This window comes from Methylocystis sp. Uni0008 (assembly GCF_056838045.1).
Genome location: NZ_CM166370.1, coordinates 2692923 through 2706930, shown reverse-complemented (window position 1 = coordinate 2706930; position 14008 = coordinate 2692923). Strand labels below are relative to the sequence as shown.

Genomic DNA, 14008 nt, shown 5'->3' with positions numbered 1-14008 from the left:
AGTTAGTTAACGGACTAATGAATCGAGCGCGACGTCCATGGCGCGGACAAGCGCCATATTGCCAAAGAGGATGACAGCGATCGCGAGCGCGACGTAAACCACGTCGTTCAATGCAAGGTGTCCGCCCGTGCGCTCCGCGGCGTCTCGATCAGTCGGCTGCAAGTCCATCCCCGTCTTCCTTCCCGAAGAATCTATCGTCGTGCTGCTTTTTCGCTCAGAACCCGCCCGCTGGATGTGCGCAAACACACAGGCGATGCTCAACGCTTGATCAGCCGATTGGTTGCCTTTCTAGACGCAAAAAGATTGAAAATTCGCAATTCCTGTCCCGGATGCCCGTTGACGCCCGCCTGAGCAGACATCCCCGCGACCCCAGCTGCGACGCGACCCATCTTTCGTTTCCGAGCAAAGCTCTATAAGTTCCGCGCACAAATCGGCCGCAGGCTCAACGCCTAGAACGGCCAGGGGATGGCGGAAAGCGCCAGTGAGCGAAGAAGGGAAGGGCCCACAAGTGAGCGGAAGCCTCGAAGTCACCGGGCGCACGACTGAAAGCGTCAATGCGCTGGCGGGCGCTCTGGTTGATCGTCTTGTCGCGGGTGCGGCGCAATATCGGATTTCGGTCGAGCGCGGCAGCCTCGGCGAATTGCTGATCGACGCCGGCGCCAAGGTCCCCGGCGGCATAGAGGCGGGCCTGCTGCTGACCGAAATCTGCATGGGCGGGCTCGGTCGCGTCACCCTCTCCCACGCGCCGGCCGCGCCCAAATGGCCGTTCTGGCTGACGGTGACGAGCGCAGATCCCGTCGTCGCCTGCCTCGCCAGCCAATACGCCGGCTGGAGCCTAAGCCACGAAAAATTCTTCGCCTTGGGGTCGGGTCCCGGCCGCGCCCAGGCCCGGGCCGAAAAGCTGTTCGACGAACTGTCCTACCGCGACCTCGCCGACCGCGTCACCATCGTCCTCGAAAGCGGCTCGCCCCCGCCCAAGGAGGTCGTCGAGAAGGTCGCCTCGCGCTCCGGCGTGTCGCCGGACAAGGTCGCCTTCATCTACGCCCCCACGCAGTCGCTCGCCGGCGGCGTCCAGGTGGTGGGGCGGGTGCTCGAAGTCGCGCTGCACAAGGCGCATGAGCTGCACTTTCCGCTCGACGACATCATCGACGGCGTCGCGACGGCGCCGCTCTCGCCGCCGCATCCCGATTTCGTCCAGGCGATGGGCCGCACCAATGACGCGATCATCTACGCTGGGCGCGCCCATCTTTTCGTGAAGGGCTCGTCAGCGGCAGCCAAGGAGCTCGCCGAAAAACTGCCGAGCATGACGTCGCGCGACTACGGCCGGCCTTTCGCCGAGATTTTCAAGGCGTATAAGGGCGACTTCTACAAGATCGACGGCAGCCTGTTCTCGCCGGCGGAAGCGCTGGTGACGGCGGTCGAGACGGGCGAGACTTTCCGCGCCGGCGAAATCAACCTGGCGCTGCTCGATAAATCGTTTGGCGAGTGATCGCCGGGGCGTTTGGTGACTGCGTTCGACCTGCTCGATAGATCCGGATCCCTCGTCGCCTCTGGCGAGGGAAAAGACCGGCCGCCGCGCGTCGCGGTCTTCACCGACAAGCTCGACTGGCATGTCATCCGCACGATCCGCGCTCTTCGGGCGCAGGGCGCGAAGCCGGTCGCGGTAAGGCTCTCCGCCTGCAGGATCGAGACGGGCCGCGCCCGCGGCCTAGTCATCCCCGGCTTCCGCGACCTGCCCGATCTCGCCATCGTTCGGGCCATCGGCGACGGCACGTTAGAGGCGATCACCATGCGGCTCGGCGTCCTGCATGCGCTCGAGGCGCTTGGCGTCCCGGTCGTCAACAGCGCGCGCGCGATCGAACGCTGCACCGACAAATCCATGGCGAGCTTTCTTCTCGCGCAGGCAGGATTGCCGACGCCTCAGACCTTCGCGGCGCAAACGCTCGCGCAGGCGCGCGCCATCGCGCGGCGCGAATGCGCCAAGGGGCCGCTCGTGATGAAGCCGCTCTTCGGCGCGCAGGGCTGGGGACTTCGACTGATCGAGCGCGAAGACGACGCGCCGTCGCTTCAGGAGGCGCGTGGGGTGTTTTACCTCCAGCGCTTTGTCGGGCCCGCGCGGCCGCCCTTTGAAGACATGCGCATCCTCGTCTCTGGCGGCGAGATCATCGCCGCCATGCGCCGGCGCTCCAGCCATTGGATCACCAATGTGCGCCAGGGCGCCAGGCCGCTCGCCGTCGAGCCGACCGCTCGGGAGGCTGAGATCGCTGTCGCCGCCGCCGGCGCGCTCGGCGTCGATTTCGCCGGCGTCGACGTCATCAATGATGCGCGCGGCGCGCCGCTGATTCTCGAAGTCAACAGCATGGCGGGCTGGAGCGGGCTGCAGCGGGTGACGCCCTTCTCGATCGCCGATCGGATCGTGGCTGACGCGCTTGCGCATATGGCGCAGGCGCGACGGCGCGCCTGACGTGGCGCGCGCAGCAGATCCGCAAGAAATTGCGGCCGCCTTCGTCGCCGCCTGCGAAGCGGAGCTGCAGGCGCCAAAGCCCGGCAATGTTCACGTCTTCGCCGACGGCCACGGCATGACCGCGGCGGATTTCCTCGCCAGCGCTGAGGCCGCAGCCCCGTTTCTCGGCACGTCGCGATCGAGCGTAGGCGCGCGCATCGCCGGCGCGATCGAGGCGACCTGGGCCAGCGTCGGCCAGAACACCAATCTCGGCATCGTCCTGCTCTGCGCGCCGTTGGCGCAGGCCGCCGCCGCGGCGCAAAGCGCCGATCTGCGTCTGGAGACCGAGCGCGTCCTGCAGGCGCTCGATTTGAAGGACGCCGACGCCGCGTTTCGGGCCATCGCGCATGCGCGGCCGGCGGGGCTTGGCGCTTCGGCCGAACACGACGTCCATGCGCCGGCGCAAACGACTCTGCTCGAGGCTATGCGCGCCGCGGCCGACCGCGACCGTATCGCCTGGCAATACGCCAACGGCTTCGCCGACGTTTTCGATCTTGGCCTTAAGACCCTGGCTGATGCGCGCAAGCGAGGCGCCGACGCGCCGCTCGCGACGCTGCGCGTCTATGCGGCCTTTCTCGCCGCTTTTCCTGACAGCCATATTGCGCGCAAACATGGACCCGCCCCCGCAGAAACAGTGCGCGGCGAGGCTGCGCGTTTTGAAACGGCTCTCAAGAACGCCGAAAGCCGCGAGGCGGCGTTCGAACATGCGTTGGCGTTCGATCGCGCGCTCAAACAGCGCGGGCTGAATCCAGGCACGAGCGCGGATCTGACAGTGGCCGTTCTTTTCGCCGATTATCTGGCGGCCATCTTGGCAAGGACGCGCAAAAATGGTTGAGTCCGCGCGCGCGGGATGGTCTCGCGGCTATCTGGCCAGCGGTCCGATCGGGCTTTTTTCGCTCGGCGCCGATGAGGGGATAGAGGCGCTCGCGGCCTAAAAAATGGCGCGCGCGTCGGCATGAGGAATTCTGGGAGGAACACATGGCAGTGATCAACAAGATGCTGGTCGGCGAGTCGCTGGTCGGCGACGGCAACGAAGTCGCGCATATCGACCTGATCATGGGTCCGCGCGGTTCGGCGGCCGAACTCGCCTTCGCCAATGCGCTGGTCAACAACAAGGACGGCTTCACGACGCTGCTCGCGGTCGTCGCGCCGAACCTGCTCTGCAAGCCCAACACGATCCTCTTCAACAAGGTGACGATCAAGGGCGCCAAGCAGGCGGTGCAGATGTTCGGCCCGGCGCAGCATGGCGTCGCCAAGGCCGTTGCGGATTCGGTCGCCGAGGGCGTGATCCCGGTCGACGAAGCCGACGACATCTTCATTTCGGTCGGCGTGTTCATTCACTGGGACGCTTCGGACGACAAGAAGATCCAGGACTACAATTACACCGCGACGAAGGAAGCGATCGCGCGCGCCGTCAAGGGCGAGCCGAAGGCCTCCGAGGTCGTCGCCAAGCGCAACGAAGCCAAGCATCCCTTCGCGCCGAACTGAGTCGCGTAAGAAAGATTCGCAGCGGGGAGCCCAAGCTGCTCCCCGCCCGCGACGCCGCCGACCGACGTGCGCTGCGAAAGCGGCGTTGCGGCGAGGCGAAACTCGATCACGTCGGCAGAGCTTCACATCTGGCGCGCGGGGGCCGTCGCCAGCGGAAATCCCGTCTTCCCTCCAGGAAGGCGCAATGAGGAATAGGGGCATTCCGCGCGCGCAAAGTCAGCGACGCCGCAGGGACGCGAACGCACCGGAAGGGATGGATCATGGCTTCGTTCTTTGAGAAAATACTGGGCGCGCTCTTTCCGAAGCCGTCATCCGGCTTCACCTCGAGCAGCGCCAAGACGAGCGTCGGCGAATCGCTCGTCGGCGACGGCAATGAGGTCGCGCATATCGACCTGATCATGGGCCCGCGCGGCTCCGCCGCGGAGAAGGCCTTCGCCAACGGCCTCGTCAACAACAAGGACGGCTTCACGACGCTGCTCGCGGTCGTTGCGCCGAATTTGTTGGTGAAGCCCTATACGATGATGTTCAACAAGGTGACGATCAAGAACGCCAAGCAGGCCGTTCAGATGTTCGGCCCGGCGCAGTACGGCGTCGCCAAGGCGGTCGCCGACAGCGTCGCCGAGGGCGTCATTCCGATGAGCCAGGCCGACGACCTCTTCATCTGCGTCGGCGTGTTCATCCATTGGGAAGCCAACGACGACCAGAAGATCCAGGACTTCAACTACGCCGCGACGAAGGAGGCCATCGCCCGCGCGATGAAGGGCGATCCGAGCGCGCGCAGCGTGTTGTCGGCGCGCGTCACCGCGAAACATCCTTTCGCCGCCAACTGAGCGTCGGCGGATCGACCGCCAAGGGAGCCTCAGGGCTCCCTTTTTTTTTGCGCCGACGTGCTGAAGCGCTGAAGTTCGGCGCGCGTCAGGGCACCGCCGTGCAGCGCCGTCGCGACGAGAGCGCCGGCGGCGCCGATCTTTTCCAGACGTTCAAGATCGCGCGCGTCGCGAACTCCGCCAGCCGCATAGACGCGCCGGTCGCCCGCGCGCTCGATGATCTTCGCAAGTCGATCAACATCGGGGCCGGCGCCGACGCCGACGCGCGCGAGCGTCATGACGATCAGCTGACGCGGCCACAGCTCATCGCAAACATCGAGCGCCTCGGGACCGAGGAAAACGTTCCCGCGAAAATCGAGCGAGAGAACGACCTCGGGATCGTCCTTCATTGCGCGCAAGGGTTCGCCGTCGCGCAATGATTCGCTACCGATGACGCGTTGGATCCGGGCCGCCCCGCGCCAGTCGTCGAACCTGGCGCCGGCGTCGACCATGAAGCGCAGCGCGGGGAAGCGTTCAACAAGCGCCTCGATCCCGCGTCGGTTGCCCCCGCATCCCTCTATCGCGTCGAGATCGGCGATATAGATTTTTTCGAAAGGATGAAGCGTCAGGAAACCGGCGACGACGTCGGCCGGCGCGCTCGTCGCCGCGAGCGGCGAGACGATCGGCTGGTAGCTGTCGCGATCGCCGGCGCGCGCGCGCACGACGGCGCCGTTGCGAATGTCGATGACGGGAATGATCTGCATGGGGCATTATAGCGCGTCGCGCTCCCGCGACCTTCGGCGGACGACATGACCTATCGCAGCCTGTTTCTCGCTTTCATTTTGCTGATCTGCGCCGACGCTGCGGCGGCGCAGTCGACGCCTCAGCAGGGCCAGCCGGATTGGCCGTGCCGGCAGGTGCGCGTGCCTGATCTCGCGGTGGGCGGCGTCTGGACCGGTCCGCCGCAGGGCGACGCCATGAAACATTGGCGCGACGATCAAGCAATCGCTGATCTCGTCGCGCGGGTTTCGCAGCGGCGCACGCCGATGGACGAAGCGGAGCGGCTGATCGCGCAATTCGCCGAATCCTCCGGCGACAAGCGCAAGGAACGTCTGACGGCGCTGTTCGCCGGAGTCTATGAGCATATGAATGATGAGCGCCACAGCGTCGTTAACGGTCTCGATCGCTTCGGCCGGCGGCTGAAGGACATGGCGGAGAAGGCGCGCGAGGAGACGCAGACGCTGCGCGCGCTGCAGGATCAAAAGACCTCGGACGCCGAAGCGGTGAAAAAGGCGAGCGAGGCGCTGCAATGGCGTTTGCGGCTCTTCGAGGAGCAGCGGCGCATGGTCGGCTATGTCTGTGAAAGCCCCGCGCTGATCGAGCAGCGTTTCGGCGCGCTGGCGCGCGCGATCGCGCAGGCGATGGAGTGAGCGACATTCGTCGTGTTGGTGTCATTCCCGGCAGGCCGACGTCCTGACCGTGAATCCAGAAAACGATCAGAGATCGCTGGCCTCGCTCTGGCTTCCCGATCGCTTCGCTCACGCGAAGCGTCGGGAATGACGCCAGCGGGCGTTGATTGAACTGCCCTACTCGCGCGGCTCCGGCTGGCGCTCCTCGAGCGGATGCCCCGCCTGCTCCCAGCCGTCGGCGCCGGGCGGATACCACATCACATTCGTATAGCCGAGCGAAAGCGCGCGTTTCCCCGCGTTCCACGACGCCCAGCAATTGGTGCGGCAATAGAACACGAGCGGCTTTGATTTGTCGTCGCCGCTCGCGCGCGTCAACCCTTTTTCAAAATAGCGCGCCATCGGCTCGGAGAGTTCGCCAAAGCCGGTGTCGGGAAGCCAGATGCTGCCGGGAATGTCGAAACGCTTCGGCTCGCGCCAGACGGCGTTCTTAGGCAGACCCTCGGGCTTTGGCGGATGCGACAGCGCGTCGATGAAGACCGCCTTCTTGCCGCTCCACAGTTCAAAAGCCTTTGGCGTGTCGAGCACGGTCGCGCCTTTGAGCGTCTCCGGCGTCGGCGCATGATAATTGTCCATCCGGTAGCCTTCCGGCTCCGGCGGCGCCTGGGCGACGGCCGTCGAGGCGCAAAGCGCCACGGCCGCGCAGAGCGTGAGAAGGCCGCGAGTGAAGTTTCTCGTCAGGGTCATCGCGGAACTGTAATCGCATGTCCCGACTCGTCGAGCAACGGGACCCCATAATCGAGAAGAATGCGATCGAGCTCGGTCTTGTTCTGAGCGATCAGCGTATTGAGTTCGCGCTTCCAGTTCTGATCGGAATGACGAACGCCGAAGCCGATGCGAAACGCCATGCGGGCGCCGGGCGTCTCCGGGAGCAAAGCGACATTCAGCTTCTCGCTCGAATGCTTGGCGTAATAGCCGGCGATCGGCCCCCACAGCAGCGCGACGTCGATGTCTCCCTTTTCGAGATCATGGATCATCGCTGCGCTTGACGATTCAACGCGCGTATCAATCATCAACGGATAGGGCTTCACCGACGCCATCAAGCCGTTCATCGCCAGCACATTGCCAGGCGGCGTATTGGCGACGAGGCCGATGCGGCGCGGCTTTTCCTTCAACCGGGGATCGTCGAGCGACGTCATGCCGTCGAGTTCGGACCCCGCGCGCGTCACGATGGCGTAGGTCGTCCGATAGTAGGGATTGGTGGGCTGCACGAAGTCATTGCCCTGCGGCATGCCGAGGATGACGTCGCAAAGATGGGCGTTGAGCGTGTTGCGCACAAAGCCCGTCGCGCCTGGATAATAGGAGTAGGCGAGATCCTTGCCGAGCTTCTTGGCGAGGAATTCGGCGATCCGGTTTTCGAAGCCTTCGCCCTTGTCGTTTGAGAAGGGCAAATTGTTCGGATCGGCGCACACGCGCAGCGTCTTGGGATCGACCAGTTCGATCGAGCCCTGATTATCGTCGCCCTTGAGGCCGTAGTCGGCGCCCATATGCTGCGCCGGGGCGGGCCCCGCCGCAAAGAGTATTGCGGCGGCGCAGGCCGAGATAAGCAGCGTGGCGAAACCACGCCCATGATTGAAGCCGATCATGCGATCGCCTCGATGCCCTTACTTCTGAGCCATGCACTCTGTCTCGGCCTTGGCGAAGGCCTCGGGGCGCTCTTCCTTTTTCGTCGGACGGCCCGGCTCGATCGCGCCAGTCGAGAGCGCGCGCAGATAGACATAGAGGTCGTCGATGTAGCAGGAAGCGTTCTTGTTGTCGGCGAAGGCCGGCATGACGCTGTTGCCGTTCTGACGGCCGCCGATGACGATGCCGGCGAATTCCGCGTAATCGAAGCGTTTCACCGAATCCTTGAGCGCCGGCGCATAGGTCGAGCCGCCGCCGTTCGGGCCGTGGCAGACGTGGCATTCCGCATGATAGCGGCGATAGCCGGAGAAGGTGTACCAGTCCACCTTGCCGTCAGGGCCGACGTTGTAGGTGGGGTCGCCTTTGGCGTCGAAATATTTGCCGTCGGTCGATTTGACGGCCTTGGGGTCTCCCGGCGCCTCGGCCATTGCGGAGGTCCCCACGCACATGATGACGCCCAGAGCTAACGCTCCGGCAAGCGACGATCTCATTACCTGTCTCCTTGGTCTCTTCCCACACACTGGAAACGCCGACGCTCGGCGGCACCTTGACGGTGCGCCGAGCGCCGGACTTTGGTGAATCTTCGCGCCGATTAGTTCGGCAGAGCGAAGACAGTCAACACGCCGCCGAGAGCCGTATAATTGGCGAGCGACGCATAGTTACCCACGGCGCCCAGACCCTCGCTGCTCTTCGAGAGGCCAGCCGCGAGACCGATGCCGGCCCAGCCGCCAACGCCCGAGAGCACCGCGACATACTGCTTGCCGCCGGACTCATAGGTCATGACGTTGCCGATGATTCCCGACGGAGTCTTGTACTTGTAGAGCTCCTTGCCGGACTTCGTGTCGACAGCCTTCAGATAGCCTTCGAGCGTGCCGTAGAAGGTGACGCCGCCGTCCGTCGAGACCGCGCCGCCCCAGGCCGAGAACTGCTCCTTGTTCGACCAGACGATCTTGCCGGTCTTGGCGTCCCAGGCGATGAAGTTGCCCGTATGGTTGGTGCCGTCGCCCAGCACGCGGCCGGCTGGATACATTTCCAGCGTCGCGCCGACGTAGGGCTGGCCCGCCGTGTAGGACACGCGGAACGGCTCGTAGTCCATGCAGACGTGGTTGGTCGGCACCAGGAACAGGCCGGTCGCCGCGTCATAGCTCGCCGGCTGCTGGTCCTTCGAGCCAAGCGCCGCCGGGCAGACGCCCTGCGTGTTGACGTCCTCGCCGTTATGCTGGGTCGAATATTTATCCACGACCAGCGGACGGCCGTAGGTCTTGGACGCCTTGTCCATGTCGACCTTGGTCGCCCAGTTCACCGCCGGATCGAACTTCTCGGCGACGAGGAGTTCGCCGTTCGTGCGATCCAGCGTGTAGCCGAAGCCGTTGCGGTCGAAGTGAACGAGAGTCTTGCGCTTCTGGCCGCCCATGTCCTGGTCGGCGAGGATCATCTCGTTGATGCCGTCATAGTCCCACTCGTCGTGGGGCGTCATCTGGTAGAGCCACTTCACCTTGCCGGTGTCGAGGTCGCGCGCCCAGATGGTCATCGACCAGCGATTGTCGCCAGGACGCTGCGCCGGATTCCAGGTCGAGGGGTTGCCCGAGCCGTAGTAGACGAGATTGAGGTCCGGATCATAGCTGTACCAGCCCCAGGTGGTGCCGCCGCCGGTCTTCCACTGCTCGCCTTCCCAGGTCGTGATGCCCGAGTCCTTCTCGACCGCCTTGCCGAGATGGGTGGTCTTGCCCGGCTCGATGAGCGTGTCGGCGTCGGGGCCCATCGAATAGCCGCGCCACACCTGCTGGCCGGTCTTGACGTCATAGGCGGTGATGTGGCCGCGCACGCCGAACTCGCCGCCGGCGATGCCGACGAACACCTTGTCCTTGAAGACATGCGGAGCGGCGGTCGAGGTCTGACCCTTCGACGGGTCGCCGTTCTTGACCGACCAGACGAGCTTGCCGGTCTTGGCGTCGAGCGCGACAAGCGTGGTGTCGGCCTGCGCCAGGAAAATCTTGCCGTCGCCATAGGCGAGACCGCGGTTGACGGTGTCGCAGCACATCACGGGCACGACGGACGGGTCTTGCTTGGGCTCATACTTCCAGAGGATCTGATGCGCCGGATCCTTGGCGTCGAGCGCGTAAACGATGTTGGGGAACGGCGTGTGCAGATACATCACGTCGGTCGTGATCGACTTGCCGGAGGTGTCCGTGATCTGCACATTGTTGAGGACCAGCGGCGCGCCTTCATGGCCGCGCAGCACGCCGGTGGAGAACTGCCAGGCCGGCGCAAGCTTGCCGACGTTGTCGGCAGTGATCTGCTTGAGAGCGGAATGGCGCAGGTTCGCGTAGTCGCCCGTCGGCATCACCCACTGCTTGGGATCTTTCGCCAGGTTCTGCAATTCGTCGGCTTTGGCCGCGCCAGCGAGCGCGAGTACGGCCACCGAAGTCGACAACAACAGCTTATGCATGAGCTTTTCCTCCAGACGACGCGTGGCGCGCATTATCGTTGCGCCGCCGCCGACGTCGCGCCTCCTAGGCGCCTCGACATTGGGAAGGCGATTTCCGTTTGTATCTCATGCCGGCGGGACAAAACGTCCGCCGACGGCGAGAAGCTCCCAGTTCCCGTCCGGGAGGCATTCTTTACTCGGAAACGGCGGGATAATATGTCGCTAACGGTTGAATCGCAATCGCAAAAAACGATGGCGCGGCCATGCGATGGGCGGCATCGTCCGCTCCTTGAAACAGCTAAGGCTACCAATATGTTGCGTCGCATGTTGGCGATCCTGGCGGCGGTTGCGCCGCTTGCGGTCGCAAATGCCGCAGGCGCCTTTTCCCTGATCGAAATCGCCCCCCGAGTTTACGCGCACGAGGGGAAAACTTCCCTCATGACGCGGGAAAATCTCGGCGACATCGCCAATCTCGGCGCGATCGTCGGGGACGACGCAGTCGCGGTGATCGACACGGGCGGCAGCCTGATCGAGGGCCGCGCCTTCCTGGCGGCGCTGCGGGAGAAGACGCAAAAGCCGATCCGCTACGTCATCAACACCCATGCGCATCCGGACCATACGTTCGGCAACGGCGCCTTCGTCGAAACCGGCGCGACATTCGTCGGGCACAAGAACCTGCCGCGGGCGCTCGCCGCGCGGGGACCGCATTATCTTGCGGCCTTCCGCGCGCAGATGGGCGAGGCGCTCGACGGCGTCACGATCGTGCCGCCGACCGTGACCGTCGACGAGACGACGACGCTCGATCTAGGCCATCGCGAGCTCGTCCTGCAGGCCTGGCGCACGGCGCATAGCGAATGCGACCTCACCATCCTCGACCCGAAAAGCGGCGTGCTCTTTTCCGGCGATCTGCTCTTTCTCCAGCATGTGCCTGTCGTTGACGGGAGCCTGCTCGGCTTTCTCGACGTCGCCGAACGGCTCGCGGCGATCAAGGCGACGCAGGTCGTCGCCGGCCATGGCCCTCTCCCGGCGCCCTGGCCCAAGGCGCTTGAAGACCAGCGCGCCTATCTGATGCGGCTGACCGCGGACCTTCGCGCCGCCATCAAGAAGGGCGACGGCGTCGCCGCCGCCGCGAAGACCGCGGGCGCGGAGGAGCGGGAGAAATGGCGGCTGTTCGATGACTATAACGCCCGCAACGCCACGGCGGGCTTCGCCGAGCTGGAGTGGGAGGGGCCGTGAGGATGACTTTGTCACGTGACGGCGACGGGATTGGCGCCTATTCTCGCGGGCGGATCAGCGCTCTTGCCGTCATTGCGAGGAGGATGCCGCATATGAACAAAGCAGTCCTTGGAGTGGCTGGCGCCTTCTTCGGCCTTGTCGCCACCGCCGCCCTCGCCCAGACGGGCCCCGACCCCTGGCCCGAACTCATCGTCGACATTTTTCACAGCCGGCCGATCGCGGCGGCTGACGGCGCCATCGCGCTCGACGCGCCGGCGCGCGCCGAGGACGCAGCCATCGTGCCAATGACCATGCGCTTTTCGGATCCCGCGCAGATCAAGGCCGCGACGCTCGTCATCGATCAGAACCCGATGCCGATGGCGGCGGCCTTCACGCTCGGCGACAAGTCCGGCGTCGGCTTCATCGAAACCCGCGTGCGGGTGAATTCCTACTCCAACGTCCATGCGGTGGCGGAGACGAGCGACGGCAAGCTGCGCGCCGACGCCAAATTCGTCAAAGCCTCGGGCGGCTGTTCGGCGCCGGCGGTCAAGGACCAGGACGAAGCGGTCGCCAATATCGGCAAGATGAAATATCGCGAGTTCAAGAGCGCCGACCCGGCGAGGCGCGAGGCGCAGATCATGATCCGCCATCCGAACGCCTCGGGCATGCAGATGGACCCGATCTCGCGCGCCTATCTCCCGGCGTTTTTCATCGATTCTGTCGAAGTCTTCCAGGGCGACGCGCCGATCTTCAAGATGGAAGGCGGCATCTCGCTCTCTGAAGACCCGACCTTCCGCTTCACCTATGCGCCGAACGGCGCGAAGACGATTCGCGTCGAGGCCCATGACAACAAGGGCGGCGTCTACAAGGGCGAATGGCCGATCGGCGAAGCCTCCTGAGCGGCGCTCAATAGGTCGCCGCGAGATAGTCGACGATGGCGGCGGCGTCGGCAGGGTCGATCTGCGCGTGATAGGATTGGGTCATCTTTTTCACGACGCCCTCCCAGAAGGCGCGGCCCATCTTCGGCGGCTGGCGCTCGATATAATCGACGGAGTGGCAGGCGGCGCAGTTGCTCTGCGCGATGTCCTGACCCGGCCCTGCGCGCAGCGTCGCGGTCTCCTCCGGCAGCGCGTAGGTCAACGTCTCGGCGGCGCAGAGCGCCGGGGCAAGAGACGCCGCCGCAATGAAAATCATTCTGCGCAGTCGCTGCATGTCTTCGCTCAGACCGCTTCTATGCGAACCGGCTCCGCGACGTTTCGCATATAGCCGGCATGGTTCCACAAGGGCGCCAACGGCTGCGAATGGCCGGCGCGATTGACGGCGCGAGATCTCAGATGATGCACGCCGGGCGGCAGCGACAGCTCGGCCCGCCAGGCGCGAAACGAATATCTGCCTAAATCGTCGCCGAGCCGCGCCTCGATCCAGTTCGCGCCTTTATCGGCTGAGAGCAGCACCGTATCAATGCCATGGCCGCCGTCGAAGGCGATGCCCCTGATTTCGACAGCGACATGCGCCGCCACCTTCGCGCTCTCCGCGGGGCTCGTGATGAAGCTGCGCACATTGAGCCGTTTGATCGGCCGCGTCGCGCCTTTCGGCGCGCCGGGCTCGACGCAGGCGCAGTCATTGTCGGGGATGCGATAGGCGCTCGACAACCAGAAGCCGTCGAAGCTCCTGTCGAGCACCTCGATATCGTTGAGGTGCTTCACCCAATAGGTCCCGTAGCACCCCGGAACCACCAGCCGCAGGGGATAACCGTTGAGCCACGGCAGATCTTCGCCATTCATGGCGTAAGCGAGCATGACCTCGCCATCGCCGGCATGGCCGAGGTCCAGCGCCTTGACGAAATCCGGCGTCTCCGGCGCGACGGGAGCGTCGAGGCCGTTGAAGGCCACCGACTGGGCGCCCTCCTTGGGCCCGGCCTTTTCCAGCAGCGTCTTGAGCGCGACGCCGCGCCAGCGGGCGTTGCCCATGGCGCCATGGCCGAACTGGCCGCCGCCGACGCGCGGCTCGACGAAGCCGCGGCTGTTGCCGGAGCATTGATTGACGGCGACGATCTCGACCGGTTCGAAGTCGCCTTTGATCTCTTCGAGCGAGAGCGACAGCGGCGTTTCGACATGGCCGCGCACTTCGAGGCGAAAGGCTTGCGGATCGATGCTGAGAGGTATGTCCGCGAGGTGATAGCGGACGAAGAAGGCGTCGTTGGGCGTCAACACGCCTTCGTCATAAACGGAAAAGGGCGTTTCGAGCTGCGGCGGACGGACGGTCTGCTCGATGAGAGCCCGCTTGCCCGGATAGCGAACCAGAGGCCGGACGCCATTGGCGAAGCCGAGGTCAATCTTTTCGGCCGAAAACGCGGCCGCGCCATGCGTGGACGCCAGCGCAGCAAAACCCGCGCCGGCGCCTCGCAGAAACGCTCTTCTATTCGTAGGTCGGGGCATTTGCTCACCGCCGACGCCGCGTTCGGTAGTCCGGCGCGGCG

At 64.9% G+C, this 14008-nt stretch carries 16 protein-coding genes; 8 read left to right on the top strand and 8 right to left on the bottom strand.

What is annotated here, in order from left to right:
* Positions 1–6 precede the first annotated feature (6 nt).
* Complete coding sequence (locus AC0X69_RS13525; RefSeq protein WP_482608316.1) at positions 7–168, bottom strand: hypothetical protein; 162 nt, start codon at positions 166–168, stop codon at positions 7–9.
* 340 nt (positions 169–508) lie between these two features.
* Between AC0X69_RS13525 and mch the strand changes: the two genes are divergently transcribed.
* From mch to fae (AC0X69_RS13500), 5 genes are all read left to right on the top strand, one after another.
* Positions 509–1489: a methenyltetrahydromethanopterin cyclohydrolase gene (gene mch / locus AC0X69_RS13520; protein ID WP_482613402.1), complete on the top strand. Its 981-nt coding sequence runs from the start codon at positions 509–511 to the stop codon at positions 1487–1489.
* A 15-nt stretch (positions 1490–1504) separates the two neighbouring features.
* Positions 1505–2464, top strand: coding sequence for an ATP-grasp domain-containing protein (locus AC0X69_RS13515; protein ID WP_482608315.1), 960 nt, complete (start codon positions 1505–1507; stop codon positions 2462–2464).
* 1 nt (position 2465) lies between these two features.
* Positions 2466–3338 (top strand): triphosphoribosyl-dephospho-CoA synthase, encoded by an 873-nt coding sequence (locus AC0X69_RS13510; RefSeq protein WP_482608314.1) that lies wholly within the window; start codon positions 2466–2468, stop codon positions 3336–3338.
* Between the two features lie 143 nt (positions 3339–3481).
* On the top strand, positions 3482–3991 hold the full coding sequence (fae, locus tag AC0X69_RS13505; RefSeq protein WP_482608313.1) for a formaldehyde-activating enzyme: 510 nt from the start codon (positions 3482–3484) through the stop codon (positions 3989–3991).
* A 260-nt stretch (positions 3992–4251) separates the two neighbouring features.
* Positions 4252–4821, top strand: coding sequence for a formaldehyde-activating enzyme (fae, locus tag AC0X69_RS13500; protein ID WP_482608312.1), 570 nt, complete (start codon positions 4252–4254; stop codon positions 4819–4821).
* Between the two features lie 29 nt (positions 4822–4850).
* On the opposite strand, the gene AC0X69_RS13495 is transcribed toward fae (AC0X69_RS13500), so the two are convergent.
* Entirely contained in the window at positions 4851–5561 is a 711-nt protein-coding gene (locus AC0X69_RS13495) for a HisA/HisF-related TIM barrel protein (RefSeq protein WP_482608311.1), read from the bottom strand.
* Between the two features lie 45 nt (positions 5562–5606).
* Between AC0X69_RS13495 and AC0X69_RS13490 the strand changes: the two genes are divergently transcribed.
* A complete protein-coding gene (locus AC0X69_RS13490; RefSeq protein ID WP_482608310.1) occupies positions 5607–6227 on the top strand; it encodes a hypothetical protein in 621 nt (206 codons plus the stop codon).
* A 156-nt stretch (positions 6228–6383) separates the two neighbouring features.
* On the opposite strand, the gene AC0X69_RS13485 is transcribed toward AC0X69_RS13490, so the two are convergent.
* From AC0X69_RS13485 to AC0X69_RS13470, 4 genes are all read right to left on the bottom strand, one after another.
* Positions 6384–6950, bottom strand: coding sequence for a PQQ-dependent catabolism-associated CXXCW motif protein (locus tag AC0X69_RS13485; protein WP_482608309.1), 567 nt, complete (start codon positions 6948–6950; stop codon positions 6384–6386).
* Positions 6947–7849, bottom strand: a complete 903-nt coding sequence (locus AC0X69_RS13480; protein ID WP_482608308.1) for a substrate-binding domain-containing protein — start codon at positions 7847–7849, stop codon at positions 6947–6949. The genes AC0X69_RS13485 and AC0X69_RS13480 overlap by 4 nt, the downstream gene beginning before the upstream one ends.
* A gap of 18 nt (positions 7850–7867) precedes the next feature.
* Positions 7868–8335: a c-type cytochrome, methanol metabolism-related gene (locus AC0X69_RS13475; RefSeq protein ID WP_482613401.1), complete on the bottom strand. Its 468-nt coding sequence runs from the start codon at positions 8333–8335 to the stop codon at positions 7868–7870.
* A 143-nt stretch (positions 8336–8478) separates the two neighbouring features.
* Positions 8479–10335, bottom strand: coding sequence for a methanol/ethanol family PQQ-dependent dehydrogenase (locus AC0X69_RS13470; protein WP_482608307.1), 1857 nt, complete (start codon positions 10333–10335; stop codon positions 8479–8481).
* A 291-nt stretch (positions 10336–10626) separates the two neighbouring features.
* Here AC0X69_RS13470 and AC0X69_RS13465 point away from each other — a divergent pair, with 291 nt between their 5' ends.
* Positions 10627–11550, top strand: coding sequence for a quinoprotein relay system zinc metallohydrolase 2 (locus tag AC0X69_RS13465; protein ID WP_482608306.1), 924 nt, complete (start codon positions 10627–10629; stop codon positions 11548–11550).
* Between the two features lie 83 nt (positions 11551–11633).
* A complete protein-coding gene (locus tag AC0X69_RS13460; RefSeq protein ID WP_482613400.1) occupies positions 11634–12428 on the top strand; it encodes a quinoprotein dehydrogenase-associated SoxYZ-like carrier in 795 nt (264 codons plus the stop codon).
* A 7-nt stretch (positions 12429–12435) separates the two neighbouring features.
* Here the strand turns inward: AC0X69_RS13460 and sorB are convergent, their stop codons facing one another.
* A complete protein-coding gene (gene sorB / locus AC0X69_RS13455; protein ID WP_482608305.1) occupies positions 12436–12741 on the bottom strand; it encodes a SorB family sulfite dehydrogenase c-type cytochrome subunit in 306 nt (101 codons plus the stop codon).
* 8 nt (positions 12742–12749) lie between these two features.
* Positions 12750–13967, bottom strand: coding sequence for a SorA family sulfite dehydrogenase catalytic subunit (gene sorA, locus AC0X69_RS13450; protein ID WP_482608304.1), 1218 nt, complete (start codon positions 13965–13967; stop codon positions 12750–12752).
* Positions 13968–14008 lie beyond the last annotated feature (41 nt).

Bases quoted from the DNA above. Each gene is read 5' to 3' on its own strand.
- fae (WP_482608312.1), top strand. From the start codon at position 4,252: ATGGCTTCGTTCTTTGAGAAAATACTGGGCGCGCTCTTTCCGAAGCCG.
- AC0X69_RS13475 (WP_482613401.1), bottom strand. From the start codon at position 8,335: ATGTGCGTGGGGACCTCCGCAATGGCCGAGGCGCCGGGAGACCCCAAG.
- fae (WP_482608313.1), top strand. From the start codon at position 3,482: ATGGCAGTGATCAACAAGATGCTGGTCGGCGAGTCGCTGGTCGGCGAC.
- AC0X69_RS13525 (WP_482608316.1), bottom strand. From the start codon at position 168: ATGGACTTGCAGCCGACTGATCGAGACGCCGCGGAGCGCACGGGCGGA.
- AC0X69_RS13495 (WP_482608311.1), bottom strand. From the start codon at position 5,561: ATGCAGATCATTCCCGTCATCGACATTCGCAACGGCGCCGTCGTGCGC.
- AC0X69_RS13465 (WP_482608306.1), top strand. From the start codon at position 10,627: ATGTTGCGTCGCATGTTGGCGATCCTGGCGGCGGTTGCGCCGCTTGCG.
- AC0X69_RS13480 (WP_482608308.1), bottom strand. From the start codon at position 7,849: ATGATCGGCTTCAATCATGGGCGTGGTTTCGCCACGCTGCTTATCTCG.
- AC0X69_RS13460 (WP_482613400.1), top strand. From the start codon at position 11,634: ATGCCGCATATGAACAAAGCAGTCCTTGGAGTGGCTGGCGCCTTCTTC.
- sorB (WP_482608305.1), bottom strand. From the start codon at position 12,741: ATGCAGCGACTGCGCAGAATGATTTTCATTGCGGCGGCGTCTCTTGCC.
- AC0X69_RS13490 (WP_482608310.1), top strand. From the start codon at position 5,607: ATGACCTATCGCAGCCTGTTTCTCGCTTTCATTTTGCTGATCTGCGCC.
- AC0X69_RS13470 (WP_482608307.1), bottom strand. From the start codon at position 10,335: ATGCATAAGCTGTTGTTGTCGACTTCGGTGGCCGTACTCGCGCTCGCT.
- AC0X69_RS13485 (WP_482608309.1), bottom strand. From the start codon at position 6,950: ATGACCCTGACGAGAAACTTCACTCGCGGCCTTCTCACGCTCTGCGCG.
- sorA (WP_482608304.1), bottom strand. From the start codon at position 13,967: ATGCCCCGACCTACGAATAGAAGAGCGTTTCTGCGAGGCGCCGGCGCG.